The following is a 25,209-nucleotide window of genomic DNA, read 5'->3' as shown; positions in this document are numbered from 1 at the left end:
TGTGCGCTGACCTGCCGACCGCCGGTGGCCCTCGGCGGCGGAGTAGGGACTCCGCGTGCACCGGTGCCACCTCACCGCACGGCTCCTCGCCTCCAACGGTGTGCTCGCCGCGTATGTCCACCGCCCGCGTACCGGCGTCCTGTTCGCCGCCGGGCAAGTGGCCGGCCGGCTCGGCTCGCAGATTCGGCTCGCGGACCGCGTACGAGGCGTTCCGGACTGCCGACGGCCGGCTGGCCGTCGGCACACCTGCTGTCACTCAACTCCGGGGGTCGGGGCCCGTCTCAAGGGTTGCGCGAAGGGTGGCCAGGGTCGAGGCGATGCGGGCCAGGTCGTCGGGAGGAACCGCCGCGGTCAGTGAGTTGAGCTCGCTTTCGACAACGGGGCGGGAAGCGGACAACTGCTTCTCACCCGCGGATGTGAGGCGGAGGACGGACGAGCGGCGGTCCTGGGGGTGCGCGACCCGCTGGCACCAGCCCGCAGCGACCAGCCGGTCGACCGCCTTGCTGACGGCCCCCACGGTGATCGCCAGTTCGCCGACGATGTCGAGCACGCGGCACCCCGGCACGCGGTCGATGATCTCCAAAAGCTCGAACTGTCCCAGCCCCAGCCCTAGTTCGGCGCGCAATCGGGCGCTCACCGCGTTGTAGAGCCGGGTCTCGACGCGGACCAGATCGGAGAAGATCGGGGTGACGTAGCTCACATTCGCTCCAGTAGATTCCCGGGAAGCATCTTCCCTGTAATCCGGTTGGGGTCAGGCAGGTGGATTCCCAGGAATCCATCCTCGCACCCCGACCCATGGAGGCCCCGCATGTCCCGACAGCAGCGCGACGCCCTGGACGCCATACTCCGCTCCGCCCCTCGCAGCGAGACGCGGCCCACTCCCGAGGAGCAGCGCAGCGGTTTCGCCGCGGCTGTCACCCGGCCCGCGCCGGAGGGCGTGATCACCCGCAGGACCGTCCTGGGCGGGGGGCCGGCCCTGGAGCTGGAGCCGGCCGAAGCCTCCGGCCGCGGCCGACTGCTCTACCTGCACGGCGGCGGCTACGTCATCGGCTCACCGGACACCCACGCAGGGCTGGTCGGTGAACTGGCCCGCCGCGCCGGGCTGCGCGCGACGTCGGTGGATTACCGGCTGGCGCCCGAGCACCCTTTCCCCGCGGCTGTCGACGACGGGCTCGCGGCCTACCGGGAACTGCTGGCGTCGGGCACCGACCCACAGGACCTCGTCATGGCCGGTGACTCCGCCGGTGGCGGATTGAGCATCGCCACGCTGCTCGCCGCCCGGGAGGCCGGGTTGCCGCAACCAGCCGCCGTGGTCGTCTTCTCCCCCTGGGCCGACCTCACCCTCGCTGGAGGAAGCATTCGTTCCAAGGAGAGCGCCGACCCCATTTTCACCGAGGCCGACGTGCGCGCCTACGCCGATCTCTACGTCGGCGCAGGCGACAGGGCGCATCCTCTGGCCAGTCCGGTGTTCGCCGACCTCACCGGACTGCCCCCACTCCTCGTGCAGGTCGGGGCGAACGAGGTGCTCCTCGACGACGCGGTCCGGCTGGCCGGCCGCGCGGGCGCCGACGGAGTCGAGGTCACGCTCGAAGTCGGCCCCGGTCTCCCCCACGTCTTCCAACACCACTACGGCCGCCTCGACGAGGCGGACGCCGCACTCGACCGCGCCGCCCGCTTCCTCACCGCCCACCTGAGCGCCGGGCGCCCGGACGCAGACCATCTCGAACCGGTCCACTGACACCGACCCCGGCGGCCTCCACGGGTTCGATTTCAGTGAGTTCAACGCCTCTGCGAGGGCATCGGCGTGCTGGACGGCACCGGGTCCCGCTCTTCTTGCCGAGTGTGGGGCGACGAGCTCCTGAAGTCGGGACATGTGACGGGCTACTGCCAGGAGGCCCGGCTCCAGTTGGCTGCGGTGGTCTCTCCGGGAGCGGCTGAGGGCAGGGAGTTTGCGGCTCTCCGGCTCGCCCCGGTGCCAGAGGTCCGGGATTCCGAGAAAGCCGGCGGCCTCTTCCAGCGTCATGCCGGCGGCGATCATCACGAGTTGGACGGCGACGAAGCGGCGCAGAGCAACTCCGCTGCCCACCGCCTGCGCTGCGGGACGCACTCGGACTCGCATCCTGCCCGGAATGATCGGAATGAGGTGAGGACCCGGCCGGCTTGCCGGAACGCGCCACCGGCACGATCGTGGAGGCGGCGTGGGCGCACATCCGCCCGTCTGCTCCCCACAGCCGGGCACTCCCAGCGCCGATGCACTGGTCCTGCTGCGGAGCCCGGCCGGTGACACGCTCGCCGAGGATCCTGTCCCCGGCGTCGAGGGGCCCCCGGCCCGCTGACACCGCCGCGGTGCGTGGGGCCGCCGCCGTCACACGGCGACGTCGGCGTCCAGGAACGGCTGGATCAGTGCGAGCAGGGCCTCGGGGCGATCCAGCGGGATGATGTGACCGCAGTCCTCGATGACATGGCCGGTCAGGTCGTCGGCGATCGGGCGCAACTGCTGTTCGAGCGCGGCACCGACAGGGTGTGCCCCGATGGCCATGGTGGGCATCGTGAGCCGGGCCGTCATGGTGGCATCTCTGATCTGCCGGGCGCTGCCCGGCAGGGCGCGGTAGTAGGAGAAGGCGCGGCGCAAGGCGTCCTCGCCGGTGTAGGCGGCGATGAACGCCTCACGGAGCGCGCCGGGTACGCCGCGACCGAGCGTGCCGTTGTCGAGGAACCAGCCGATGTAACGGTCCTCGTGGCCGGTCAGCACGGATTCCGCGAGACCGGGCTCGGAATGGAATCCGAACCACCATCGGGGTCCGCCCGCCGTGGTCTGCCCACTGCTCGGCAGGCCGCCGAGCAGCGCCTCCATCAGCACCAGGCGCCGGACGAGGCCGGGACGCCGCAGGGCGAGCAGGAAGGCGGGAGGGCCTCCCGCGTCGATGCCGGCCACCGCTACGTCCGTCACGCCGAGCGCCTCCAGCAGGCATTCGGCGTCCCGCGCGAGCGTCGCGGCGTCGTAGCCCTCAGCCGTGGCCTCCGTGCCGGACGCAGCCTTGTCGGTGCGCAGCCACCGCATGTCCGGCGCGATCACCCGGTGGTGCCGGGCCAGCGGGCCGACGACCGCCCGCCACACTTCCCAGGTGTGCGGGAAACCGTGCAGCAGCAGGAGGGCGGGGCCTTCGCCGGCGAGGGCCACCTCACGGGTCATGCCGCCCGCCGTGACGGTCCGTATCTCCACGTCCGGATCGAGGTCTGGACCGGTGGTACGGCTGGCGGGCGAGGGGGTGTGAGGCGTCACATCTGCTCCCATGGCAGTAACTATTGGTTACAAGATGAAAGTAGGTGACTAGGCTCGACGTACCAAGACGGCACTTTCCCGAAAGATGGTGAGCTCCGGGTGACCACCCCAGCCACGGGCCCCGCCGCCGCGCGCGGGGACCTCTTCGATCCGGACTGCCCGACGCGTCGGCTGCTCGACAGGGTCGGTACGAAGTGGACGTCCATGGCGATCAAGGTGCTGTCCGAGGCCGCTCCGCAGGAGGTGCGGTTCGCCGAGTTGCAGCGCAGGATGCCCGGCGTGTCGCAGAAGATGCTGTCGGCCACCCTGAGGAGCCTTACTCACGACGGCCTGGTCTCCCGCCGTGTCGAGCCGACCGTCCCGCCGCGCGTGCACTACCGGATCACCCCACTGGGGCTGTCTCTGGAGGTGCCGCTCGCCGCGCTCCGCTCCTGGGCCGAGGAGCACATGGCCGAGATCGACGCCAACCGACGTACCGAGCGGGACGGAACCGGCGAGGGCTGAACCGGTTCCGTCTCCCGACGGGTTCCGCGGTCGACGCTGCCGCGTGGCCCTGTTTCACCCGGTCAGCGCCACGCGGCCGCGTACTCCATCCGGCTTCCGCTGACGTGCGCCATGCGGCCGCAGTGGGGGCGCGTGGCCGGCCGGGCCGTCTGTGTCGACCCGCCCGCATGGGCGTCAGGCCGTGTGCTGGTAGGCCGGATAGGTGAGGTAACCGGTGTCGCCGCCCTGGTAGTACGTGGCTTCGTCGACGGGGGCGATCGGCAGGCCGGTGCGGAGGCGTTCGACGAGGTCGGGGTTGGCGAGGAAGCCGCGGCCGAAGCTGATCAGGTCCGCGCCGAGGCCCAGCCAGTGGTCGGCTTCCGCGCGGCCGGTCTGCTTGGGGCCCATCGGGAGGACCGGATTGACGATCAGGGTGCCGGGCCAGGCGCGGCGCAGGCCGATGAGCACCTCCTCGTCCGTGGTCATCTCCAGGTGGACGTAGGCGAGTTGGAGCCGGGCCAGTTCCGTCAGCAGCGTGGTGTTGAGGGTGAGCGCGTCGGTCTCCTCGACGCCCCAGAAGCCGCCCCCCGGGGAGAGGCGGATGCCCGTCCTGGCCGCGCCGATCGCGTCCACCGTCGCGGCCACGGCCTCTACGGCGAACCGGATCCGGCCCGCGACCGTGCCGCCGTAGCGGTCCGTGCGCCGGTTGGCGTTGGAGGAGAGGAACTGGGAGATCAAGTAGCCGTTGGCACCGTGGAGTTCGACTCCGTCGAAGCCCGCGTCGATCGCGCGGCGGGCCGCCTCGGCGTACGCGTGGGCGTGCTCGGGCACCTCGGCGGTGTCCAGTGCGCGGGGTGTGGGTGCGGGCTGCGGGCCGGTCGGGGTGAAGACGTCGCCCACCGCGGCGATCGCCGAGGGGCCGACGGGCTGGTGGCCGGTCGTGTCGGGGTGCGAGACCCGGCCGCCGTGCATGAGCTGGGCGAAGATCCGTCCGCCGTTGATGTGTACGGCGTCGGTCACGGCACGCCACGAGGCGGCCTGCTCCTCGGTGTGCAGTCCGGGCGTGCCCGGGTTGGACTGCCCGATGAGGCTGGGCTGCACACCCTCGGACACGATCAGTCCGGCTGTCGCGCGCTGCGCGTAGTACGCCGCCATGGACGGTGTGGCGAGGCCGCCGGACGCGGCCCTGACGCGGGTCATCGGGGCCATCACCATCCGGTTGGGCAGGGTCAGGTCGCCGAGTCGGTAGCTGCTGAACAACCTCGTCACGTCGGGCTCCTCCGTCTGTATCGCGTGCCCGGATGCCGGGCACAGCGCTACGCTAAAACCTGACATGGATGTCAGAGGCAAGCGCTGTGGCGTGGTTCACCAAGGGAGGCAGTCGTGCGGATCGGCGAGCTCGCGGCGCGTACCGACGTCAGCGTCCGGTCGCTGCGCTACTACGAGGAGCAGGGGCTGCTGACCAGCAGCCGTAGCGCCAGTGGCCAGCGGCATTACACGGAGGCCGAGGTGGAGCGGGTGCGATTCATCCAGCGCCTGTACGCGGCGGGTCTGTCCAGTCGTACGATTTCCGAGCTGCTGCCCTGCGTCGACACGCCCAGCGAGGGCAACTACGACGCCGCTCTTGAGCGGATGGCACAGGAGCGCGACCGGCTCTCCGAGCACATCGACGAACTCGTGCGGACCCGGACCGCGTTGGACGTCCTGATGGCCACGGCCCGGGCCCATCGGGAGAGCCACGCGCTCGCTCAGGGTGTCCGCTGTGCGTCAGGTGACGGGGCGAGCGCCCCACGCGTTCTGGAGAGCTGACCGCACGCCTTCCCCAAGAACCAGGTGCGTCATGCCGCCTGGCAGGGTGGGCAGCTCAGCCCAGTGAGTCACGGTCTCATCACTGGCAAGGCCGTAAGGCAAACGGACAACCCCGTCGGAATCGACGAAGCAGTCCCTGTGCTCCGCCCCGTCCTCACTCCAGTGCACAGTCGTGAAGACCATCGGCCTCACCAGCCAGAATTCCTCACCCAACGCCGTATCGGCCGCGGACTCAGCGGCGATGTCAGCTGGATACCGGCCCGTGATCGCCGCTGCCACCGGTGTACCGTCCCGAGGCAGCCTCTCGCGTGCGTCGACCCACGTCACCACGGTGTTCGGATTCGTCATCTCCACCCTCACTCGCGCACTCGGCACATCGTCTTCCACCCCCGAACCGGCGCCCGGCAAGGGCACTGCCCCGACCCCGGCATCCGGCAAGACCGAGCGGCGCGCGCGAGGGTTGCTCAAGCCGGAACGAGCACGGCCGGCGGCATCAGGAGCGTTCCGGCCCGTTCGTCTCCTCGGTGGCTGCGGCCCGGGCGCGACGGCGGCTGAGCAAGGTGCCTCCGGCGATCACGAGGCCGATGGCGATGACCCTGGCGGCCTGGTAGTAGCCGGACGCCGACTCCTCCGGGGTGCCGGGCAGCCGGAAAAAGGCCCACGCTGCGGCGAGCCCCCCGAAGACGATCAGTGCGACAGCCCCCCACGTCCCGAGGCCCGCCCACCAGGGCCCCGGGCCGTAACCTCGCCCGTCGGTCTGCTCAACGTCCTTGTCAGCCACGTCTGTTCTCCTGGGCGTGTGGTGGCGGTCGCGCGGGAAGACGCGGGCCGGGGGCGGAAGGTTCACCGGGCCGAACGTTCCCCGCTGAAGCCGGCATCCGGCCGGCCGGCGAGATCTCCCGTCGCCCGACCCCGGCGTTCCAGGAGTCGGGCCATCCGGTGCTGCAACCGCCTTTCCGGGTGCCGCGTCTCCTCGACTGCGAGGAACTCGGCGTGCCGGACGGAACGGGAAGAGCGGTCGATGTCGAACGGAACTACGGGCGCGGTGCTGTGTGCTCTGGCAGCCGTGCTGCTCTTCGCCGTCGCGTGGCGGGAGGCGGCTGTGGTGCGGCGGCTGCGGCGGGACGGCATTCGCGCGCGAGGCGTCGTGGTCGACAACACGCGGGTCGCCGAGGACGACGGGCACATCTGGGTGCCGGTCATCGCCTTCCATGACCAGCAGGGACACCGCGTGGAATTCTCGCCCCGGATGCGGGGGACCGGGATGGGCCTGGAGACCGGGCGTGAGGTTCCGGTGGTGTACGAAGGTCGGCACCCCCAGACGGCACGGGTGCGCATGTGGCGGCACATGATGGGGACGGCGGTTTCCCTGCTGCTGGGCGGGATGGTCTTCCTCGGTGCCGGTGTACTGATCGTCCTGACGAAGTGACCGCTTCGTCCGGCAGCGGCCCATGGCGGTGCTGCGTGCGGCCCCGGCGTCTTCCGGCCACCCCCTTCCTCTCTCTGGAGCTTGTCGACCATGCGTAACCGGATCTTTCCCCGTCGCTCCGCTGTGGCTTGCGCGGTGTCGGTCGCCGTCGCCTCGTTCCTCGCCACCGCCTGTTCGCGCGGCGAGGATACGGGGCAGTCGCCTTCCTCGTCCGCGACCGCCTCGACCGGGGCCGACGCGGCGTCGGGGAACGCGGTCGAGGGATCGTCCAAGGTGACGCTTCCGCCTGTGCACGCGGGCTTCGACTACCAGCTCGGCGGCCCCTACACCCCGCCGGCCGGAGTGTCCGCCGTCGTCCGTGACCACACGGCGCCGCCCGCACCGGGGCTCTACAACATCTGCTACGTCAACGCCTTCCAGGCCCAGCCGGGCGCGGAGAAGGAGTGGGATGCCGATCTGCTGCTCCGGGACAGGGCGGGCAAGGTCGTCATGGACAAGGACTGGGGGGAGGCCATGCTGGACGTTCACACCGACGCCAAGCGCAAGCGGATCGCGCGGAAGGTGAACGCCTGGATCGACGGATGCGCGGCCAAGGGCTACAAGGCCATCGATCCGGACAACTACGACAGCTACACACGCGTACCCCACGGGCTGCTCACCGCGAACGACGCGAAGGCGTTCCTGTCCCTGCTCGCCGTCCACGCGCACGCGCAGGGCCTGGCCATCGGTCAGAAGAACACGGCGGCGCTGGCTCCGTACCGCAAGCAGGTCGGCGTCGACTTCGCCGTGGTGGAGGAGTGCGGCCAGTACGACGAATGCGGGGACTACGCCGCCGCGTTCGGCCACCACATGATGGTGATCGAGTACACCGAGCAGGGCATGAAGAAGGCGTGCCGGGGCTGGGGCGACAAGATCAGCATCGTCCGGCGGGACCTGAACCTCGTGCCCGCCGGCGACAAGGACTACCACCGGGAAACCTGCGGCACGTCCTGATGCACCGGCATTCGACGCCCGGCTCGGTCCGTTCCTGTCGCCCGCACTTCGGCAAGCGCCTGCGGGGCCGCCGAGTTCGCCCCGACCGGGCACCGTCACGGCGGGCTGCCTGGTGAACGGCGCGCCGGTGTCCGGCACTTCGACCACCTGGTCGGCCTGGCCGACGGGCACGGTGCCGGGCGCGTGGTGGTCGCGGCGAACGAGGGCGCCACGAACCCGCTGATTGCTACGGCAGTCTCCCCGGACCGAGCCTGACGGCCTCCTCATCCCCGGACTGCGGCGACCGCCTCGTCGAAGGCCCGCTCCATGTCGATCGTGCCGCCGCTGCGCACCCAGGCGTCCGTTGCGGTCTCCAGGCAGGCCAGGGCGCAGGCGGCGAGCGCGCGGGCCCGCAGCTCGTCCATCGGGTCCGTGGTTGCGCCCAGGCGTCGCACGATGTCCGGGACGAGCAGGTCCGTCCACTGCTGGCGCTTCTCCAGCTGGCGCGCCCGGAGGGAGGGCGAGGCGTGCAGCATGCTGGTGATCTTGAGGAAGTCCTCAGGTGAGTAAGGGAGCGAGTCGTAGAGCGCTTTGAGGGCCGCTCGGAGAGCTTCCCAGGGCGGTTCGCCGGCTGGACGCGCTTCCAGTGCGGTCCGCAGGGCCTCGCCGTGCTCGGCGTGGTCGCCGAGCACGATGTCCTCCTTGGTGCCGAAGTAGCGGAACAGCGAGCGTCGCGAGATGCCGATCTCGTTCGCGATCTGCTCCATGGTGGTGGCCTCGAATCCGTGCTCGAGGAACAGCCGCATCGCAGTGGAGACGATCTCGGCCTGCACAGCTCGCCGGGTGCGCTCCCGCAGCCCCGCCGGATTGCCCGCGCGATGGTTCATGACTCCGTAGCCTACAGCGTTCTGCACTCAGTACCGGTCTGGCACTGTGTGACATATTCGGCGTACAGTGCCAGAGGAGTGTCACCCTCGAGCATGTCCACCCTTTCCCGGGAGCCGCCCATGAGCACCGTCGACTACCACGGCCAGACCACCCTCATCACCGGTGCCAGCGCCGGCATCGGCGCCGAGTTCGCCCGGCAGATGGCCGCCCGCGGCTCGGACGTCGTCCTCGTCGCCCGCCGCGCGGAACGGCTGGAGACGCTCGCCGCCGAACTCACCGCGGCTCACGGCGTAGGGGCCGCAGTCATCCCCCTCGACCTGAGCCTGCCCGCCGCGGGGCAGACCCTCGCCGAGGAGGTGGCGCGCCGCGGCCTGGGGGTGACCAGTGTCGTGAACAACGCCGGATTCGCTACCTTCGGGCCGTTCCACGCCGAGGACCCCAAGCGGCTCGGCCAGGAGATCAGCGTCGACATCGCGGCCGTCGTCGACATCAGCCGGGCATTCATCGAGCCGCTGCGGACCGCCGGCACCGGAGTCCTGGTCAACGTCGCGAGCATGGCCGCGTACTTCCCCATCCCGAACATGGCCGTCTACGCGGCGGCCAAGGCGTTCGTGCTGCACTTCACCGAGGCGCTGTGGCACGAATCCCGCGGGACCGGGCTGCGCGTGCTCGCGCTGTCGCCCGGTGCGACCAGCACCGAGTTCTTCGACGTCGTCGGCACGGACGCGGCAGACGGCGGCAGCAAGCGCCAGTCCCCGCAGGAGGTCGTCGCCACGGCACTGCGCACGCTCGACCGCCGCACACCACCGCCGAGCGTCATCTCCGGCCGCCTCAACCGCACGATGGCGACCCTGGCCCGCACGGCCGGCCGACGCCGCACGGTCCAGTTCATGGGTTCCACGACCTCCGCCCGCCAGCCGACGCCGTGACCGCGCACACCGACGGGCTGCTGCGGAGGAGACGCGGGCCCGGTCGGGGATCACGTTCCGCGCCGCCACCGTCCAGTCAGTGCTGCGGCAGGGCTACTTTCCCGCCGAGATCGCCGAAAGCAAACACCTTCGTGCAACGCCGACCACGACAACCGGCACCGCCCGTTCCATCGAGTGGACCAGGCCCGTGTTCTGTCCGCAAAGAGCGCAACCACCCTCCGGGGTGACGCAGTTACCCAAGGCATGGAGAACACGGGCAGTACACATGTCACCCGCCGGGCCCTGCTGTCAGTCGGCGGATTGATGCTTCTCGGCGCCTGCACAGCCCCTGGCGCCACGCCTGAACACGAAGGGAGGCCGGCACCTGACACCGTGAAGCCCACTCATCCGGGCGACTCTCACGCCAGCGAGCCGGCCTACGTCGAGCTGCCGGGCAGGCCGGAGTTCTACGTTCACCAGGGCCCGCGAGCGATCGCGCTGACCATCGACGACGGTCCGAACCCGGAATGGACTCCGCAGGTGCTGGACCTCCTGCGCCGCTACGCCGTCACCGCCACGTTCTGCCAGGTCGGTGCCCGCGTCAGCGCGTACCCCAACCTGGTGCGGGCGGTGGCCGCCGAAGGCCACCTGATCGCCAACCACACCTGGACCCACGCCGACCTGGCCCGGGCATCCGCAGCGACCGTCCGCTCCCAGCTGGAACGCACCAGCGACACGATCGAGAAGGTCACCGGCCAGCGCCCCACGATCTTCCGCGCCCCCTACGGAGTCTGGTCGGAGCCAACCCTGGCCACCTGCCGCGCGATGGGCATGCGGCTCCTGGACTGGTCCGTCGACCCCCATGACTGGTCACGACCAGGCACCTCGCTCATCGTCGAGCGGATCATGGCTCACGCCCATCCCGGATCGATCATCCTTGAGCACGACGGCGGAGGCGACCGCTCCCAGACGGTGGCCGCCCTGCACCTGGTGCTTCCCCGCCTGCTCGATGCCGGCTACCAGTTCGTCACCCCCTGACGGGAGGTGCCGACGGCGGCCGAACAGCGGCCTTCTGCGGGTAGCGCTTGCCGGACGCCGTACCTCCACTTCTACCGAACCCCGCTGCGGTCCTGTTTCCAGGCATCGCGGGCCCCGCGATTCATCCGGATGTGGCAGCCCGTCAGGGTCGCGCCGGGGCCTGGTGGCCGTCGTCACCCGTTCGGTGCACAGCGGTCGCTGTCGCACGGGGAGTCGGGTTCGCTGGCCAAGGGCCCTGTGTCGCGACCCGGGGCCTTCCAGCATCGTCGACCGAAGGAGACACGGCCGTGCCCAGAGGCAGGATTCACGAGTGAGCCCTGGATCAGGGTCAGGGGAAGATCCGGAATCTGTACAAGGGGGACACCGATACCCGGTCTCCGTGAGGGCGCCAGGCTCGGCGAGAGCCGCCAAAAAATGACGAATCGCGGGGCAACGGCGCTCGGGCATTCTCCCTCTGACAGGGTGCGGTCGGTGAACTGATAGGGCGGCTGCGGACCGGGGACGGTCTCGGGTACTCCGCTTTTCGCCGTTGCCACGGCCGAGACCTCGAAGGGCTCGAAGGGGGAGACAGACGATGGGCTTTCTCGACCGACGTGCTGTACGTGCGGCCGTCGTCACGGCAGCAGGCGTGGCGGCACTTGGGCTGAGCACGGTGACAGCTTCCGCGAAGATCAGTTACGACTTCAAGGTAAGCCCGCACACCGTGAAGGCCGGCGAGCGCGTCCACGTGAAGGGGGACGCCTCGAACGACTCGGAAGACTTTCAGAAGTTCTGTGTGCAGCAACGACAGGGCAAAGGGCCCTGGCATACGGTGAAGTGCGCTCACGGAGGCATCGGCCTTGGTGGCGCAGTCGATACCTGGGTCCAGGCGAAGCACCGAGGCACGCTGCAGTTCCGCGGCGCGCTCTACGAGACGGGCTGGACCTCGCACAGGCTGCACCTGCAAACGGTCACGCCCACCGAGACAGTCCGCGTTCGCTGACCGCGGACCCGCGCGGTCTCGAAGCTCGCGACGCGGCTGCTCGGCCCTGCCGTTTCGATGGCAGACGGGACGGGGGTACGAGCGCGGACGGATCGAACTCAAGGCGATGCACTGCGACGGATGCCGGAGCAACCTCGCCGACGACATGGCCGAAGCCGACGGAGCCACGACTCCCCCCAGACCCGAAGTCGGCCCCGGCGACGTCACATGGATAAGCCACCGGTCCACCCAAAGTGCGGCACATTGGCTCGCGTTCAGAGGCCTTCAGATGGCGCTTGATGCCGCTCCCGGCCCCCCACGCCCACCGATATCGTGGCCGTGCGAGTCCGTGCGCGGGCCCGGGAGGTCGCGACCGCCACCAGGACGGCCGCGGGCACCGGCTCGCCCACTCACCGGACGCGCCCCGTACGCTGCTCGACCACGCCGCCGAAGCCCTGCACCGCCTTCCGGCCGACCCGGCCCTGTCCCCCTGCCCGCCTTCGCCGCCCGCGTACTCGGAGACGCCCACGCCTCGTCCTGTCCGGTGCCGGCGCCCTCCCCTGGCCAGACCTCCGACCGGCACGCCCGCCACCGCGGCATGGGATCCTGAGCCGCGCCCAGCTCTCACCCAACTCGGCGTACGGATCGCGGAGAAGACGGTAATGAGCGACCTCCTGACCGACCTGACGGCAAGCGCGACGGAATGATCAAGACTCGGTGATTCGGCTGTGCACATGGACGGCGTGGCCGTAAAAGCCCTCGGGTTGCTGAGCCAGGAGTGGAAACACCCGGCGAGTCACCGCCGCGACCGGTTCGGAACGGGTGACCGCGTCGTGCGCTTCCTTGTCGATCCACAGCTGTGTCAGCCAGACCGTATCCGGCTCGTCAAAGGCCGTGTTGATGCTGTAAGCAAGCAGGCCGCTGTCCTCGCCACCGGCGCGGAATCCGTCAAGGAGCAGAGTCATCAGCTCGTCACGCCGCCCAGGCAGTGCGGTCATCCGCCCGTAGACACTGAACATGTTCTCACTGGACACGCGCGTTCCCCCTTCGCCGGACGTCCGCCTGCGAGACTACCCGTCCGCGAGCTCCGCAGCCTCCGTCGACGAAGCTCGCGTCGGCACGGACGACGCATGATGTTGGGCGGCAATTTCCCTGCGCCCTCGATGGCCGACCGCACCGTGGTGCCGTCCCCGGGAACGGCCCGAAAGAGACAGCCGGCGGGGTCGGCCGAGGCGGACACCACATCGTCGGCAGGGGCGGTGGCGGATCGCGCCGTACCCCTGACGGGCAGCTCTTCGGCGCCGAACAGCTTGTCCTTCGGGCGGCGACTCAGAACAGGCAGGGTGGCCCGCCCTCTGCCATAATTGCCATATTGCGCAACTGTACAACCATTGGGTAGAGCCAGTCGTCCCTTCTGTATGACGCGGACGGACGGGGGCGCCCGGATGACCACCACAAGGGACGGCAGGACAGCACGGGGCCGCGGGCGCAGCCCGTGGCGAACAATGCTGCTCATCGCGCTGGTCGTCGTGATGCTCGGCGCGGTGGGCCTCGGCTGGATCTACCTGAAGCTGAACAGCGGCATCCACACCTTCGACGCGCGCGGCCTGTCCGGACACCGCCCCGCGGCAGGCCCGTCCCGTAGCGAGAACGTCCTGGTCATCGGGTCCGACGCGCGCAATGACGGCAACAGCTCACTGGGCGGCGGCGATACGAACGACATCGGCCGTTCCGACACCGCGGTCCTGCTGCACGTCTACGCCGACCACAAGCACGCCCTCGCCGTGTCGATCCCCCGCGACACCCTGGTGACCATCCCGCCCTGCAGACTGCCGGACGGCTCCTGGACGAAGTCACAGACCGACGCCATGTTCAACTCCGCGTTCTCCGTCGGGCAGACGGACAAGGGCAATCCGGCCTGCACCCAGAACACCGTCGAACAGCTCACCGGTCTGCGCGTGGACCACACCGTGGTCGTGGACTTCAAGGGCTTCGCGGCGCTGACCGGTGTGGTCGGCGGGGTGCAGGTCTGCCTGCCGCAGGACGTCTACGAGAAGGACCTCGACCCCAACCGAGCCACCCGGGGCAACCTGCTCTTCAAGAAGGGCGAGCAGACCGTTTCCGGACAACAGGCCCTGGACTACGTCCGTATACGACACGGTCTCGGTGACGGCTCCGACATAGGGCGGATCAAACGGCAGCAAGCCTTCCTCGCCGGCCTCGTCAAGAAGGTCAGGAGCGACGGGATCACACCCGTCAACCTGCTGCCGCTGGCCGACGCCGCCACGAAGTCGCTCACGGTCGACCCCGGACTGGGCACGGCGAACAAGCTGATCTCCTTCGCCATGTCGCTGAAGGACATCGGCCTGCACGACACCAAGTTCGTCACCCTCCCCTGGCGGTACGCCGGCGAACGCGTCGCCGTCGTCGAGCCGGACGCCTCCAACCTGTGGGCAGCGCTCAAGGCGGATCGCACCATCGACGGCAAGGACGCCAGCGGGAAGAAGCAGCCTCAGGGCGGCGCGGCCGCATCGCCCAGCCCCACCCAGAGCGTCTCTGGCGCCGGTATCGACGTCGCCGTATACAACGGCACCACCCTGAGCAGCCTCACCTCCAGGGCCGTCTCGGCACTCACGGAGCACGGCTTCACCGTCACCGGCACCGCCAGGGCGAGCAGCCAGGACGACGCCACCACCGTCATCGAGTACGGCGCCGCCCTGAAGCCACAAGCCGAGACGGTGGCCCGGCTCTTCCCCGGCGCCCAGCTCCATTTCATCGGCGGATCGGGCATCAACGTGGTCCTGGGCGCCTCTTACGCCACGGGCGGTTCCTCCGCCGCGGCAACCCCGACCACAGTGCCCGGCTCGGTGACGGACGACGCCCGCTCGGCGGACGACGACCCGTGCTCCGATCTCACGTACGGATCAGGCGGCTGACGAGGCGCCGCGCGGTCAGCAATGGCGAGGCAGGCCGCCGCTGACGCGGCCACGCCGCCCACGAGCAGCGGGCCGCGCGGGCCGTTTGACGACGAGCGCGAGCGCGGTGACCGGACGGAGTCCGACCAACTCGTCGAGGCAGAGGGACCCGTCGGCGGAGACGTCCCGGTCGTGCTGCCTTCACACGTGGACGGTGCGGGCCGCGTCGGGAGTCGGCGTCTCGGCGCGCTGCCTCAGGCCGGGCAGTCCCAGGCGCCGGTCCTGCGCGACCGTCCCCGCAGTGGCATCGATTCCCCGGTACGCCGGGCGAGCTGACCGACCATCAGCCGGACGACGAGGAGGACGTCGGGGTCGTCGATACGGTAGATCTGCCGCCGGCCCTCGCGGCGGGAGCGGACCAGGCCCGCGAGCTTCAGCTTCGACAGGTTCTGACTCATCGCGGGCAGCGTCCCGCCCACCCGTTCCGCGAGCCGGCTCACATCGCTCTCGCCCTGGGACAGCGCCCACATGATGTGGAGCCGCGGCGTCGAGGCCAACAGCCCGAAGGCGGTGGCTGCCTCCGCGAGCGCCTCGGCGGACAGATCCTCGAAGCCATCGACGATCTGCGCCACAGTCCTCTCCCGTCCGTACCTCAAAGACGCTTCACACGCACCCGCCCAGTGTAGGCGTCATGGACTCAAGGACGCCTTGCAATACCGCGCCGCGGCTGAGGTCATCGTCATCGGCTCCGACGGTCGCGTCCACGGCAACAACGCGCCGGGCGGCGGAAGCAAGAACGACGTCGGGCGCTCCGACAGCGCATTCCTCCTGCACGTCTACGCCGACCACGGCATGCCCTCGCGGTCTCGATCCCGCGTGATGCGCTGGTCGTGATCCCGCCCGTGCGGGTGCCACAGGACGTCGACTCCGGCCTGTGAACGACCGACGCGCTGATCTCTTTCGCCATGTCGCTGAAGACCATCGACCTGCACAACACCAAGTTCGTCACCGTGCTCTGGCGTGACGACCACGCGCGTGTCGCTCTTGTCCAGCCGGACGCCGACGAGTTGCGGGCGACGCTGAAGGCCGACCGCCCCGTCGGCACCGAGAGGACCGGTCGTGCCGGGCCCGAACGCCGGGCAGCCACCGACCATGAGCGATGACATCGAAGCGCGTGTCGTCGGCCAGGACAACTCGGCGTGGCGGACCGCCTACGCAGCGATGTCCCCACCTGTGAATCGAGGCCGACTGGTGAGCAGCGGCCCGTCCGTTTGCTAGATTGCGCAATCACGCAACTGAAGTGCCGCCCCACTTCGCCCGACGGACCGGCCGCAGACCACCGGCCGCACCCCCGAGGGACTGCTGGGCGCAACCATTGCCGGGAGTGGGACATGAGTGACCTGCGGGACGGCTCCGCCGGCCGAGCCACGCGCCGCCGCACTGCCCAGGTGCCCCGCCGGCACACGGACAGGCCTGCCGACGAGCGCCCGCCAGGTGGCCGGGCGGCGGCACGGGCGGCGTCCCGGTCCTCCGGCCGCGGGAACTCGCGGCGCCGCGTCCGGCCGACGCGCAGGGGCAGGCGGGCGCTGCGGATCGCCGGGACGTGCCTGGCCTTCCTGGTCCTGGTGACCGCCGGCGCCGGGTGGTGGTTCTACGAGCACCTCAACGGCAACATCAACAGCGTCTCACTCGATGGGAAGGGCGGCAGCGAGAAGGCGGACGCCTTCGGCCGTACCCCGATCAACCTGCTGGTGATCGGCTCGGACGGGCGCACCAGCGCGGCCGACTGCAGGCTGGGCGGCGGCTGCTCCCGGACCGGGGTGCAGTCCGGCAACGGCAACGCGGACGTGGAGATGGTGGTGCACATAGCCGCCGACCGCTCCAACGCCACGGTGATGAGCGTCCCCCGCGACACCATGACCAACGTCCCGGCCTGCACCGATCCCACGTCGAAGCAGTCCACGTCCGGCTACTACGGACAGATCAACAGCGCTCTCTCGTACGGCCCGGCCTGCCAGGTGGCCACCATCCACCAGCTCACCGGCATCCCGATCGACCACTTCGTCAAGCTCGACTTCTCCGGCGTGGTCAGCATGTCCGACGCGGTCGGCGGCGTGGACGTGTGCGTCAGCGACAACGTCTACGACACCTACTCGCACCTGAAGCTGTCCAAGGGCACTCACACCCTCAAAGGCGTCGGGGCCCTGGAGTTCGTCCGCTCCCGGCACGGCTTCGGCGACGGCAGCGACCTCGGGCGCACGGTCTCGCAGCACCTCTTCCTCGGGGCGATGATCCGCAAGTTCAAGAGCGCCGGCACGCTCACGGACCCCGCCAAGGTCTACGGCCTCGCCGACGCGGCCACCAAGGCGCTCACCGTCGACGACGGGCTGGGCAGCATCAGCAAGCTGGTGGGCCTGGCCTCCGACCTGGACAAGGTCCCCTCCCACCGGATCACCTTCACCACCATGCAGACCGCCGCCGATCCCCATAACAGGGACCGTGTCGTGCCGGGCGCCGGGGCCAGGTCGCTGTTCGCGAGCATCGCCAACGACCAGTCGCTGACCGCCGGTTCGGGCAAGAAGTCCGCAGCACCCTCCGCCACCGCCCGGTCCGTCACTCCCTCCCGGATCGCCGTGACCATCGAGAACGGCACCACTGTCGGCGGCCGGGCCTCCGAGCTGGCCACCGCCCTGACGGACAAGGGCTTCAGCCAGGGCACCACCACGGCCAACGCCCCCACCACCGCGTCCGTCACCACGCTCACCTACGGCACCGGGCAGGAGCCCGAGGCCCAGGCGGCGGCCAGCGCCCTCGGCCTGCCTTCCTCACACCTCAAGCAGGGCGGCGGCACTGGCCTGACCCTGGTCATCGGCAGTGACTGGCCCAGCGGCACCAGCTACCCCGCCGGCCACGGCAGCACCGGCGCCTCCTCCCCTGCCCCCGCCGACACCCACGCCGCGGTCTCCGACGCCCACGCCCAGACGGCCGACCAGCCCAAGGGGTGCGCTCAGGTCAGCCCCTACAGGACCGTCTCCCTCAACGGCGTCAGCATGACCCCCGCCCAGGCGTACGCCGCCGCCCGCAGCCAACCCGACTCCGACTCCTGAACCGTTCGTCGCGGCCGGTGCTCGTTTCGCCACCCTCAGCGAAAACCTCATCAGTTGCGCAATGATGGAAGCGTCCACAGAGGCGAAGGGGAGGGGCCGGCCATGCGGGAGACAACCGCCGCGGAAGGCGTGCTCGACGAACTGGCGCAAGGGTGTCCGCTGCCGCCCGAGGACGAGGTGCGTGACACCTATCAGCCGGTCGAGGTGTACGACGGGGAGGGATGGCCGTGGCCGGGATCCACCACCGGATGGTGGACGGGCCCCGACGGCGTCACCGCCTGCCGGCTGCGACTGTCGGGCGTGGCGACTGCGCGATGGGTCCTGTTCGACCCGGACCGGATCGTCGCCCGGGTCCAGAGCGGCACGTAGACCGCCCGCCTGTCGGACGGCGGACCGGACCAGCGAGCCGGGCGACCACCTCGGTGCGTATCCAGCCAGTGGAGGTGTTCTACGGCGGAGTCCTGCCATCGCGCGGAGAACCCTTCGCTGCCAAGGGGCCGCGCTCAATGAACGCCGGTCCGGTCGGCCCGAGGGCGACCGGATACAGTGCGCGAGACGGCAGCCCGGTCAGGGAGGGGAAGCATGACCGCCACCAGTAACACCCGGCCCGCCGAGGGGGAAGCGCAAGCTCCGCGGCAGAGCCGACTGCACCGCCTGATGCGCTACATCCCCCTGATCGCCCCCGTCCTGCTGTGGGCCGTGCCCTGCTGGGTGCTCCTGTACGCCGGCCAGCACTGGCCGCTGCCCGTCACGCTGGTCGGCACCGGCCTGTTCGCCCTCGGCCTCATCGGTATGCCGCTCGCGATGGCGCGCGGCCATGGCCGGCGCCAGCAGGACCGGGCGGCGATCGTCGGTGACACCCTGCTGGGCACGAGCTGGGTTCTGTTCACCTGGTCCGCTCTGCTCGGCGTCCTCTTGCGGCTCGCCCTGACCGTGGCCGGCGTCGGCGGGAGTCAGGACCGGGCCCGGATCGTCACGTGGGCCGTCCTCGGTGTCACCGCCGTGCTGCTCGCCTGGGGGTACGCCGAGGCCCGCCGCGTGCCACGCGTGCGCCGACTCGACGTGGAACTCCCGCGGCTGGGCGCGGGGTTGGACGGTGTCCGCGTCGTCCTCATCACCGACACCCACTACGGCCCGCTCGATCGCGCTCGCTGGTCGGCGCGGGTGTGCGAGACGGTGAACACGCTGGAGGCCGACCTGGTCTGCCACACCGGCGACATCGCGGACGGCACGGCCGAACGCCGCCGCGCCCAGGCCGCCCCACTCGGTACGGTGCAGGCAACCCGGGCCCGGGTCTACGTCACCGGCAACCACGAGTACTACAGCGAGGCCCAGGGCTGGGTCGACCTGATGGACGAGCTGGGCTGGGAGCCGCTGCGCAACCGCCACCTGCTGCTCGAACGCGGAGGCGACACCCTCGTGGTCGCCGGTGTGGACGACGTCACGGCCGAGTCCTCCGGCCTGGCAGGCCACCGCGCCCACCTCGCCGGAGCCCTGGACGGCGCCGACCCCGACCTGCCCGTCCTGCTCCTGGCACACCAGCCCAAGTTCGTCGACCGGGCGGCAGCAGCCGGCGTCGACCTCCAGCTCTCCGGGCACACCCACGGCGGCCAGATCTGGCCCTTCCACCACCTGGTCCGCATCGACCAGCCCGCCCTCGCCGGCCTCAGCCACCACGGCCCCCGCACCCTCCTCTACACCAGCCGCGGCACCGGCTTCTGGGGCCCGCCCTTCCGCGTCTTCGCCCCCAGCGAGATCACCCTGCTCGTACTCCGCTCCCCGCACCTGCCCACCTCGCCGTAGCACGCGGCGGGCCACGCCGACAGTCTGCATGCACGGACACCGCACCCGGACAGCGAGTTGACGGCAGGAAGCCGCTGCGCTGGCCGCACGCATCGGGGCGGTGACCGTCACGTGGGGGCCCGGGAATGCGCCCCCTTTCACGCTGCGGCTGAGTGAATCCGAACGCCGGACGGCCGGTGCGTCCCCGGGAACGGGGTGCGCACCGGCCGTCGTCAGCGTTCGGGACGTACGGGGCGTGATCAGTCCTTACGGGCCTTGAGGCGCCGTACGTCGAAGGACCGGATGCCGCGTCCGTGCGTGGCGGCGTACAGCTTGCCGTCGGGGCCGAGGCGGAGCTGCATGACGGCCGTGGTGGGCAGGTCGTGTCCCAGGACCTGCCACTGGGTGGCGCCGGCGGGGCGGTAGAAGGTGGCGAGGTCGGTGCCGAGGGCGAGGCCGCCGTTCGGGAGGAGCTTGACCGTGTCGGCGGGGACGTCGGGCAGGTTGGCCGAGATGTCCGTCCAGCTCGCGCCGCCGTCCTTGGTCTCGAAGACGTGGCCGACGCCCGCGCCGGGGCCCTCGGTGAAGCGGCGGGAGAAGCCGTTGATCGCCACGTACACGTGCTGGGCGTTGGCCGGGTCGATCTCGAAACCGGAGATGTACCGGTTGGGGACGGTGCCGTCGACCGGGAGGTTCAGCTGGTGCCATCCGGTGCCGTCGGCGTTGCCGACCGCGATGCCGCGGGTGAAGCCCTGGTTGTTGCAGGGCCCGCACCAGCCGACGTAGACCGTGCCGCCGGAGGACGCCACGGCGGTGGCCACGTGGCCCTCGCCGAGGTCGTACGCGTTCGTCCACTCCTTGCCGGAGCGGATGGCGAAGCCCTTGGTGTTCACCCACACGTGCCGGCCGCCGGCGATCCAGGTGTTGGTGTCCTTGGCGTCTGCGGCGATCGGCGCGATGAAGCGGGCGCCCGCGCCACCGAGGTCCTTGTCCGGCGGGGCGACCTCGAACTCGGTGGCCTTCGTCGGGTCCGTCGACCAGGAACCGTCGTTCACGCCGCAGTTCTGCGTCACCCACATGTCGAGGTAGACGTACTCCTGGGCGATGTTGCAGCCGTTGGCGGGGTCGGTGATGGTGTCGCCGCCGTCGCCGCCGAAGTCGGAGCCCATGACCTTGTCACGGCCGCGCAGGATGGACTGGCCGTTGTCCTGGAGACCGCCGGTCACCGAGACGCCGCCGTACGTGAGGTCCTTGCCGACGCCCACGGAGTAGTACTGCAGGGTGTCGATGGTGCCGTCGTTCAGTGACTGCCAGTCCTTGGCGTGACCGCCGGAGTCGACCGCGCCGTTCAGCGGGCGGCGGTAGATGCCGCCGTCGTTGCCGACGTACGCCCAGGTCTTGCCCCGGTAGCTGCCGATCGCGACGGCGTGCTGGTCGGAGTGGACGGTGGGCGAGCAGTCACCGGTCTGCTTGGCCGGGTCGTTGCTCCAGCAGGGGAAGGGGAAGTTCCAGTACGGGCCCGGGGTCGTCCAGCTCTGGCCGGCGTTCTTGGTCTCGAAGACCTCCTCCAGGCCGAGGTAGAGGTGGTCGGCGTTGGCCGGGTCGACCTGGAGGAACTGGTTGTACCAGGACTGGATGCCGGGCATGTAGCCGGCGGTCTGCAGTGCCGACCCGGACGCCTTCAGCTTGGTGTAGTCCGCGATCTGCGTCCACGGCCCGAACGGCGAGCCGTTCTTCGAGACGTACACGCCCTTGAGCCCGCTGTCCGGGTTGGCGGCCATCTGCGCCGGGGACTGGTCGATGGCGTACAGGCGCGAGCCGTCGGCAGCGGCGGCGAAGGTCATGTTGCCTACGTCGCCGCTGCTGGTGGGCAGGTCGCCGAGTCCGCTGACCGGCTTCCAACTGCCGTCGCCCTGCTCGGCGTACAGGCCGTTGTAGGTGTCGCCGCCGCGCCAACCGACCGCAAGCAGAACCTTGTTCGGATCCTTGGGGTCCACGGCGATGTCGTTGGCGATGTTCTTGTACGGCGCGCTCGGGTCGTCCGCCTTCGAACCGCCCGGCAGATAGTCGGGGTTGGGAGCGAACTCCTGCTTCCAGGGCCCGGACAGGGTGGTCGTCGAGTGCGACCACACGCCGGTGCTGGTCGCCGCCCACACCTTGGCGCCGGCGAAGCGCAGGGCGTGGATGACGGTCGACTCCAGTTCGGCGCCACCGACGCGGTCACCGGGCTGGAACTGCCCGTGACGCGGGTCCTTCAGGACATACACGCCCGTGCCGACGAAGGACGTCGCCCCGGTGTTGGACTCGCCCGTGGCGTACCAGAGCCGCTTCTGGCCGTCGAGGGAAAGGGTGCCGGTCGACAGGGACGGGAGCCTGTCGGAGATCGGCTTCCAGTGGCCGCCGCCGGTCGTGGACCGGAAGACCCCGCCGTTGGCGCCGCCCGCGTACACATAGCCCTGGTCGTCGGCGGCGATCCCGGTGATCCGGCCGGTCACCTCGCCCGCGCCGCCACTGGAGTTGGAGTTGACGTCGCGGTAGCGGGGGTCGTCGGAGTTGTATGCCTTCTTGGTGACGTGGTCCCAGCTGCCGCTCGTGTGCTTCATGGACTGGAGCTGCTGCCAGGCCGCCCCGTAGGCGCCGGGCGCGACCACGCCGGGGGCAGTGCGTGCCTCGGTGAACTGGGCAGTCGCCTCGGCGGAGTTCTCCGCCTCGTCGGCGCCCCCGTCATCGCCCCCGGAGGCGGCCAACGCGGACAACCCATGGCCCGCGTGCACCGCCTTGATGTGCTGGCGGCCCACGGCGGCTTGGTGGCGCGCCTGCCAGGGCCGCGGTCTGGCGTTCGACGCCGCGAACGACTGGGTGCTTACCAGTCCGAACGCGGCCGCTACGACGGTGCAGGTGATGAACCGTCGCTGGTACTTCGGGGGCAACATGCCCACTCCTCCCTGCACCGGGCATATGGGGGTGTCCCGGCACAGAGGGGATCTTGGCGTGACCACAACAGTCACACAAAGGGCTCACAGGAAAAATGGTGGGCTGTTTACCTTGCGGCGCGTCAGCACATCAACGGACGATCCTGTGCGGCCTGGCCGCGTGCCGAACTGCCGCATGCGGTACGGCCGTAGCCGCCGCGGAGGGGCCGTAAGACCCACCCGTCAGGAACAGGCCGCTGTATGCGTCCGTGGAGTCCTGCGGCGCGTCGGCATTGGTCTCGACGAACAGCGGCCGTACGGCGACGGGACCGTCAGTGGCGAGGCCCTCGTAGTCGCCGAGGAAGTGGCCCCCTGCGTAAGGGGCCCGGAGCCAGTCGAAGACCCGCGAGATGCGGCGCTCGGTGGCGTGGTTCTCCGCGCCGCGCGGGAAGGTGAGCAGCCAGGCTGCGGCGGGGAGGGTGGTGGTGTTCCCGGCGGTGAGGTAGCGCAGGTCGTAGTAGGTGATCGCGACCGAGCCGCGCGCGTCCACGCTGATGGAGGGCGTGAAGGCGGGTGCGGAGGTGACGGAGTTGACCCGCTTCGGAGTCGACCAGGTCCGGCCGCCGTCAGCGGAGTGGACCAGTTCCACGGAGTTGTGGGCACCTCCGCTGAAGTCCGAGCCCTCGTAGGCGACGTAGAGCTCGCCGGTGTGCGGGTCGATGGCGACGTTCGGCAGGTCGCCGCCCGCCCGCAGGGACTTGGTCGCGTCAGTGGGGGCGTTGGGATCGACTTCGGGTACGGACGTGTCCTTGGCGACCGTGACCGGCTTGCTCCACGTGCGGCCCTGATCGGTCGATTTCACGACGGCGAAGTGGAGGTCGGTGGGCGTGAAGGTGCCGGTCGCGTAGTCGATGTCGTACGTCTGCCAGTCGAAGACGTCGTAGAGGGTGTCGGTGCGCGGGTCGACGACGATGACGTTGCCGATGGTCTGCGAGTGGGGCACGACCGAGGTGTCCACGAACGGGCGGGCCGTGGACCAGTGCCGGCCGCCGTCCCGGGTGACGGAGATGTAGGAGGGCCCGTCGTAGACCTTGGCGGAGTCGTCCTCGTCGATGCGGTCCCAGACCTGGTAGGCGACGCCCGGATGGACGGGGTCGGCGGTCACGGCGTTCTTGTCGTCGGTGAACTGGGCCTGTGTGTCGTCGATCAGGGGGGTGGTGTGGGTCCAGGTGCGCCCGCCGTCGTACGACGTCGAGGCGGCCACGCCGTTGCGCGCGTCGGTGGCGTCGAACACCAGGCCGCTGGCGTAGACCGTGCCGTCGGGGCCGGTGCTCACCCAGCCGTCGGACGCGCGCTGGTAGTTGAGCCCGCCCGGCGCGCAGTGCGAGAACGGCAGCGGGGTCTCGGTGAAGTGCCGACCGTCATGGGTGTACGTGGCGGTCAGCCCCCGGGCTCCGCCGTTGGACCAGCGGTCCTGCTGGAAGATCCCGACCGCGTCACGCGGATCACGGGGACTTGTGGTGACGTACGGTTCGGCCTCCGCCGACGGGTAGTTGGTACCGGTCCCGTCGCCGCTGATGTCACAGGCGGCGTAAGGATCACCGGGCGAGACCAGGCCAACCGGCTGGCCGTCGCCCGCGGCAGCCGAGTTGCCCACGGTGGCGACGAGCAGGAACGCGGCAGCAGTGGCCACGAGAGAGGCTCTTGTACGTGTGCGCATGGCGATTCCCCCAACTCTCCGAAGAACGGACCGTCTTGGGCTGTGCTGGCGCGGACACGGTCCCGGTGTCACCGGGACACGGGTCGCCTGGAGCCTAGTCCTGGGCCGTGGGAGCGGAGTTGAGGGCAGCGGTCAAGGGCACGTCAATTATCGGATGCCGGCGATCAGCGGCGCAGGACCTCCGGGAACCGGCCGGGCGCCGGGGTGGCGCCGCCAGTGCGAGTGCCGTCACGGTGACCGGCGAGGCGGCAAGCAGGACGGCGAGGCGGCGGCTTTCCGGGCGTGCACCGTGCGGGGCGCGGACCCGTGCGGTGACCCGGTGGCGCAGGTACGGCAGTGCGGTAGCGGGGCCTGGGCCAGTGCCGGCGAGGGCGGCGCGGGCAGGAGAGCGGGCCGCGGACGGCGGCCGGCCACCGTCTGGGCGGCGTCGTCGTCGGCCCTGCGCACGGGACTCACCACCGTCCGGGCTACCGGTGCCGCCACGGCCTCACCAGCGCCACCCGGCCCGACCCCGGTCGCGCTCCCAACGCCTGCCTGCGCGAAGACCAGGTACTGCCACACCTGCCGACCCTGCATCTCCGCCTCACCGGCCGCCTGGATCCTCCGGGCTCGGCACCCGCGAGCCGTGGCCCGGCGCCGCAACGACGAACACCCGCCCCGGCCAGGAGCCGGAAGCGGGTGCCGATGTCCCCTGCTCTGAATGGGTGTGCCGGTGCGGTTAGAGCAGGGCTCCGACGAGACCGAGAACTGCCTCAAGCAGGCTGCTGAGGATCATCTGCATACTCCTTCTGTAGGGCGGTGCCGCCACGACCGATTCTCAATATAAAGTGCAAACCGGGCAATTTCTGATGATCCGACGGGGTGTCGGCCGAGCCGGGAACCGGCTCGATCTCGCGTGACGCCGAGTGCGCGGCATGGGCCCTGCCGCGAGCCGCGTAAGGCGGCTCCAGCCCGGTCGAGCGGACCTTCCCTCAACTCAAGCCCTGGCGCGTCTTCCGCCGC

23 protein-coding genes and 1 pseudogene are annotated in these 25,209 nt (G+C 70.4%); 14 read left to right on the top strand and 10 right to left on the bottom strand.

Annotated features, from left to right (window positions below; all coding sequences use genetic code 11):
* Nucleotides 1-256 precede the first annotated feature (256 nt).
* Nucleotides 257-700, bottom strand: a complete 444-nt coding sequence (locus tag ACFC8N_RS26900) for a MarR family winged helix-turn-helix transcriptional regulator (RefSeq protein ID WP_376290504.1) — start codon at nucleotides 698-700, stop codon at nucleotides 257-259.
* A gap of 108 nt (nucleotides 701-808) precedes the next feature.
* On the opposite strand from ACFC8N_RS26900, the gene ACFC8N_RS26895 reads away from it, so the two are divergent.
* Nucleotides 809-1,738, top strand: coding sequence for an alpha/beta hydrolase (locus ACFC8N_RS26895; protein WP_376290502.1), 930 nt, complete (start codon nucleotides 809-811; stop codon nucleotides 1,736-1,738).
* A 460-nt stretch (nucleotides 1,739-2,198) separates the two neighbouring features.
* Nucleotides 2,199-2,336: a hypothetical protein gene (locus ACFC8N_RS26890; RefSeq protein ID WP_376290500.1), complete on the top strand. Its 138-nt coding sequence runs from the start codon at nucleotides 2,199-2,201 to the stop codon at nucleotides 2,334-2,336.
* A 29-nt stretch (nucleotides 2,337-2,365) separates the two neighbouring features.
* On the opposite strand, the gene ACFC8N_RS26885 is transcribed toward ACFC8N_RS26890, so the two are convergent.
* Nucleotides 2,366-3,295 (bottom strand): alpha/beta fold hydrolase, encoded by a 930-nt coding sequence (locus ACFC8N_RS26885; protein ID WP_376290498.1) that lies wholly within the window; start codon nucleotides 3,293-3,295, stop codon nucleotides 2,366-2,368.
* Between the two features lie 87 nt (nucleotides 3,296-3,382).
* Here ACFC8N_RS26885 and ACFC8N_RS26880 point away from each other — a divergent pair, with 87 nt between their 5' ends.
* Nucleotides 3,383-3,787: a helix-turn-helix domain-containing protein gene (locus ACFC8N_RS26880; protein WP_362819799.1), complete on the top strand. Its 405-nt coding sequence runs from the start codon at nucleotides 3,383-3,385 to the stop codon at nucleotides 3,785-3,787.
* Between the two features lie 174 nt (nucleotides 3,788-3,961).
* On the opposite strand, the gene ACFC8N_RS26875 is transcribed toward ACFC8N_RS26880, so the two are convergent.
* Complete coding sequence (locus ACFC8N_RS26875; RefSeq protein ID WP_376290495.1) at nucleotides 3,962-5,035, bottom strand: alkene reductase; 1,074 nt, start codon at nucleotides 5,033-5,035, stop codon at nucleotides 3,962-3,964.
* 114 nt (nucleotides 5,036-5,149) lie between these two features.
* Between ACFC8N_RS26875 and ACFC8N_RS26870 the strand changes: the two genes are divergently transcribed.
* Nucleotides 5,150-5,575 (top strand): MerR family transcriptional regulator, encoded by a 426-nt coding sequence (locus ACFC8N_RS26870; protein ID WP_376290494.1) that lies wholly within the window; start codon nucleotides 5,150-5,152, stop codon nucleotides 5,573-5,575.
* Here ACFC8N_RS26870 and ACFC8N_RS26865 read toward each other — a convergent pair.
* Together ACFC8N_RS26865 and ACFC8N_RS26860 are read right to left on the bottom strand one after the other, a co-directional pair.
* Complete coding sequence (locus ACFC8N_RS26865; RefSeq protein WP_356025713.1) at nucleotides 5,534-5,923, bottom strand: AQJ64_40280 family protein; 390 nt, start codon at nucleotides 5,921-5,923, stop codon at nucleotides 5,534-5,536. The two genes, ACFC8N_RS26870 and ACFC8N_RS26865, sit on opposite strands and share 42 nt — an antisense overlap.
* Before the next feature lie 145 nt (nucleotides 5,924-6,068).
* The gene (locus tag ACFC8N_RS26860; protein WP_362819804.1) at nucleotides 6,069-6,356 is read right to left on the bottom strand and encodes a hypothetical protein; all 288 of its coding nucleotides are present in this window, start codon (nucleotides 6,354-6,356) and stop codon (nucleotides 6,069-6,071) included.
* A 240-nt stretch (nucleotides 6,357-6,596) separates the two neighbouring features.
* Here ACFC8N_RS26860 and ACFC8N_RS26855 point away from each other — a divergent pair, with 240 nt between their 5' ends.
* Both ACFC8N_RS26855 and ACFC8N_RS26850 read left to right on the top strand, forming a co-directional pair.
* Nucleotides 6,597-7,004 carry a DUF3592 domain-containing protein gene (locus ACFC8N_RS26855; RefSeq protein ID WP_362819805.1) on the top strand — a complete coding sequence of 136 codons (408 nt, stop codon included), beginning with the start codon at nucleotides 6,597-6,599 and terminating at the stop codon, nucleotides 7,002-7,004.
* A 90-nt stretch (nucleotides 7,005-7,094) separates the two neighbouring features.
* Complete coding sequence (locus ACFC8N_RS26850) at nucleotides 7,095-7,997, top strand: endo alpha-1,4 polygalactosaminidase (RefSeq protein ID WP_376290490.1); 903 nt, start codon at nucleotides 7,095-7,097, stop codon at nucleotides 7,995-7,997.
* A 263-nt stretch (nucleotides 7,998-8,260) separates the two neighbouring features.
* Here the strand turns inward: ACFC8N_RS26850 and ACFC8N_RS26845 are convergent, their stop codons facing one another.
* On the bottom strand, nucleotides 8,261-8,863 hold the full coding sequence (locus ACFC8N_RS26845) for a TetR/AcrR family transcriptional regulator (protein WP_376290489.1): 603 nt from the start codon (nucleotides 8,861-8,863) through the stop codon (nucleotides 8,261-8,263).
* Nucleotides 8,864-8,983: 120 nt separating this feature from the next.
* On the opposite strand from ACFC8N_RS26845, the gene ACFC8N_RS26840 reads away from it, so the two are divergent.
* The 3 genes from ACFC8N_RS26840 (at nucleotide 8,984) to ACFC8N_RS26830 (ending at nucleotide 11,792) form a co-directional block, all read left to right on the top strand.
* Nucleotides 8,984-9,793 (top strand): SDR family NAD(P)-dependent oxidoreductase, encoded by an 810-nt coding sequence (locus ACFC8N_RS26840; protein WP_376290487.1) that lies wholly within the window; start codon nucleotides 8,984-8,986, stop codon nucleotides 9,791-9,793.
* A 372-nt stretch (nucleotides 9,794-10,165) separates the two neighbouring features.
* Nucleotides 10,166-10,810, top strand: coding sequence for a polysaccharide deacetylase family protein (locus ACFC8N_RS26835; protein WP_362819810.1), 645 nt, complete (start codon nucleotides 10,166-10,168; stop codon nucleotides 10,808-10,810).
* Between the two features lie 574 nt (nucleotides 10,811-11,384).
* A complete protein-coding gene (locus tag ACFC8N_RS26830; RefSeq protein WP_376290485.1) occupies nucleotides 11,385-11,792 on the top strand; it encodes a hypothetical protein in 408 nt (135 codons plus the stop codon).
* 686 nt (nucleotides 11,793-12,478) lie between these two features.
* Here the strand turns inward: ACFC8N_RS26830 and ACFC8N_RS26825 are convergent.
* Entirely contained in the window at nucleotides 12,479-12,805 is a 327-nt protein-coding gene (locus tag ACFC8N_RS26825) for a putative quinol monooxygenase (protein WP_376290483.1), read from the bottom strand.
* 384 nt (nucleotides 12,806-13,189) lie between these two features.
* Here ACFC8N_RS26825 and ACFC8N_RS26820 point away from each other — a divergent pair, with 384 nt between their 5' ends.
* Complete coding sequence (locus tag ACFC8N_RS26820) at nucleotides 13,190-14,707, top strand: LCP family protein (RefSeq protein ID WP_376290481.1); 1,518 nt, start codon at nucleotides 13,190-13,192, stop codon at nucleotides 14,705-14,707.
* Between the two features lie 233 nt (nucleotides 14,708-14,940).
* Here the strand turns inward: ACFC8N_RS26820 and ACFC8N_RS26815 are convergent, their stop codons facing one another.
* Entirely contained in the window at nucleotides 14,941-15,318 is a 378-nt protein-coding gene (locus ACFC8N_RS26815) for an ArsR/SmtB family transcription factor (RefSeq protein WP_376290478.1), read from the bottom strand.
* Nucleotides 15,319-15,418: 100 nt separating this feature from the next.
* Here ACFC8N_RS26815 and ACFC8N_RS26810 point away from each other — a divergent pair.
* The 4 genes and pseudogenes from ACFC8N_RS26810 to ACFC8N_RS26795 form a co-directional block, all read left to right on the top strand.
* Nucleotides 15,419-15,813 (top strand): annotated as a pseudogene (locus ACFC8N_RS26810) (hypothetical protein); the annotation flags it as partial.
* Nucleotides 15,814-16,077: 264 nt separating this feature from the next.
* Nucleotides 16,078-17,793, top strand: coding sequence for an LCP family protein (locus tag ACFC8N_RS26805; protein WP_376290475.1), 1,716 nt, complete (start codon nucleotides 16,078-16,080; stop codon nucleotides 17,791-17,793).
* Nucleotides 17,794-17,895: 102 nt separating this feature from the next.
* Nucleotides 17,896-18,162, top strand: a complete 267-nt coding sequence (locus ACFC8N_RS26800) for a hypothetical protein (protein ID WP_356025746.1) — start codon at nucleotides 17,896-17,898, stop codon at nucleotides 18,160-18,162.
* A gap of 213 nt (nucleotides 18,163-18,375) precedes the next feature.
* Nucleotides 18,376-19,596 (top strand): metallophosphoesterase, encoded by a 1,221-nt coding sequence (locus ACFC8N_RS26795; protein ID WP_376290471.1) that lies wholly within the window; start codon nucleotides 18,376-18,378, stop codon nucleotides 19,594-19,596.
* A gap of 239 nt (nucleotides 19,597-19,835) precedes the next feature.
* Here the strand turns inward: ACFC8N_RS26795 and ACFC8N_RS26790 are convergent, their stop codons facing one another.
* Both ACFC8N_RS26790 and ACFC8N_RS26785 read right to left on the bottom strand, forming a co-directional pair.
* Nucleotides 19,836-22,508: a glycosyl hydrolase gene (locus tag ACFC8N_RS26790; RefSeq protein ID WP_376290469.1), complete on the bottom strand. Its 2,673-nt coding sequence runs from the start codon at nucleotides 22,506-22,508 to the stop codon at nucleotides 19,836-19,838.
* Between the two features lie 130 nt (nucleotides 22,509-22,638).
* A complete protein-coding gene (locus ACFC8N_RS26785; protein ID WP_376290467.1) occupies nucleotides 22,639-24,207 on the bottom strand; it encodes a neuraminidase (sialidase) in 1,569 nt (522 codons plus the stop codon).
* Nucleotides 24,208-25,209: the final 1,002 nt, after the last annotated feature.

This window comes from Streptomyces sp. NPDC055966, assembly GCF_042269865.1.
Classification (GTDB): Bacteria; Actinomycetota; Actinomycetes; order Streptomycetales; family Streptomycetaceae; genus Streptomyces.
Note: the sequence above shows the minus strand (reverse complement) of the source record. Positions and strands in the feature narration are given on the sequence as shown.

Bases quoted from the DNA above. Each gene is read 5' to 3' on its own strand.
- ACFC8N_RS26805 (WP_376290475.1), top strand. From the start codon at position 16,078: ATGAGTGACCTGCGGGACGGCTCCGCCGGCCGAGCCACGCGCCGCCGC.
- ACFC8N_RS26790 (WP_376290469.1), bottom strand. From the start codon at position 22,508: ATGTTGCCCCCGAAGTACCAGCGACGGTTCATCACCTGCACCGTCGTA.
- ACFC8N_RS26800 (WP_356025746.1), top strand. From the start codon at position 17,896: ATGCGGGAGACAACCGCCGCGGAAGGCGTGCTCGACGAACTGGCGCAA.
- ACFC8N_RS26840 (WP_376290487.1), top strand. From the start codon at position 8,984: ATGAGCACCGTCGACTACCACGGCCAGACCACCCTCATCACCGGTGCC.
- ACFC8N_RS26795 (WP_376290471.1), top strand. From the start codon at position 18,376: ATGACCGCCACCAGTAACACCCGGCCCGCCGAGGGGGAAGCGCAAGCT.
- ACFC8N_RS26850 (WP_376290490.1), top strand. From the start codon at position 7,095: ATGCGTAACCGGATCTTTCCCCGTCGCTCCGCTGTGGCTTGCGCGGTG.
- ACFC8N_RS26820 (WP_376290481.1), top strand. From the start codon at position 13,190: ATGACGCGGACGGACGGGGGCGCCCGGATGACCACCACAAGGGACGGC.
- ACFC8N_RS26865 (WP_356025713.1), bottom strand. From the start codon at position 5,923: ATGACGAATCCGAACACCGTGGTGACGTGGGTCGACGCACGCGAGAGG.
- ACFC8N_RS26855 (WP_362819805.1), top strand. From the start codon at position 6,597: ATGTCGAACGGAACTACGGGCGCGGTGCTGTGTGCTCTGGCAGCCGTG.
- ACFC8N_RS26830 (WP_376290485.1), top strand. From the start codon at position 11,385: ATGGGCTTTCTCGACCGACGTGCTGTACGTGCGGCCGTCGTCACGGCA.
- ACFC8N_RS26845 (WP_376290489.1), bottom strand. From the start codon at position 8,863: ATGAACCATCGCGCGGGCAATCCGGCGGGGCTGCGGGAGCGCACCCGG.
- ACFC8N_RS26785 (WP_376290467.1), bottom strand. From the start codon at position 24,207: ATGCGCACACGTACAAGAGCCTCTCTCGTGGCCACTGCTGCCGCGTTC.
- ACFC8N_RS26895 (WP_376290502.1), top strand. From the start codon at position 809: ATGTCCCGACAGCAGCGCGACGCCCTGGACGCCATACTCCGCTCCGCC.
- ACFC8N_RS26885 (WP_376290498.1), bottom strand. From the start codon at position 3,295: ATGGGAGCAGATGTGACGCCTCACACCCCCTCGCCCGCCAGCCGTACC.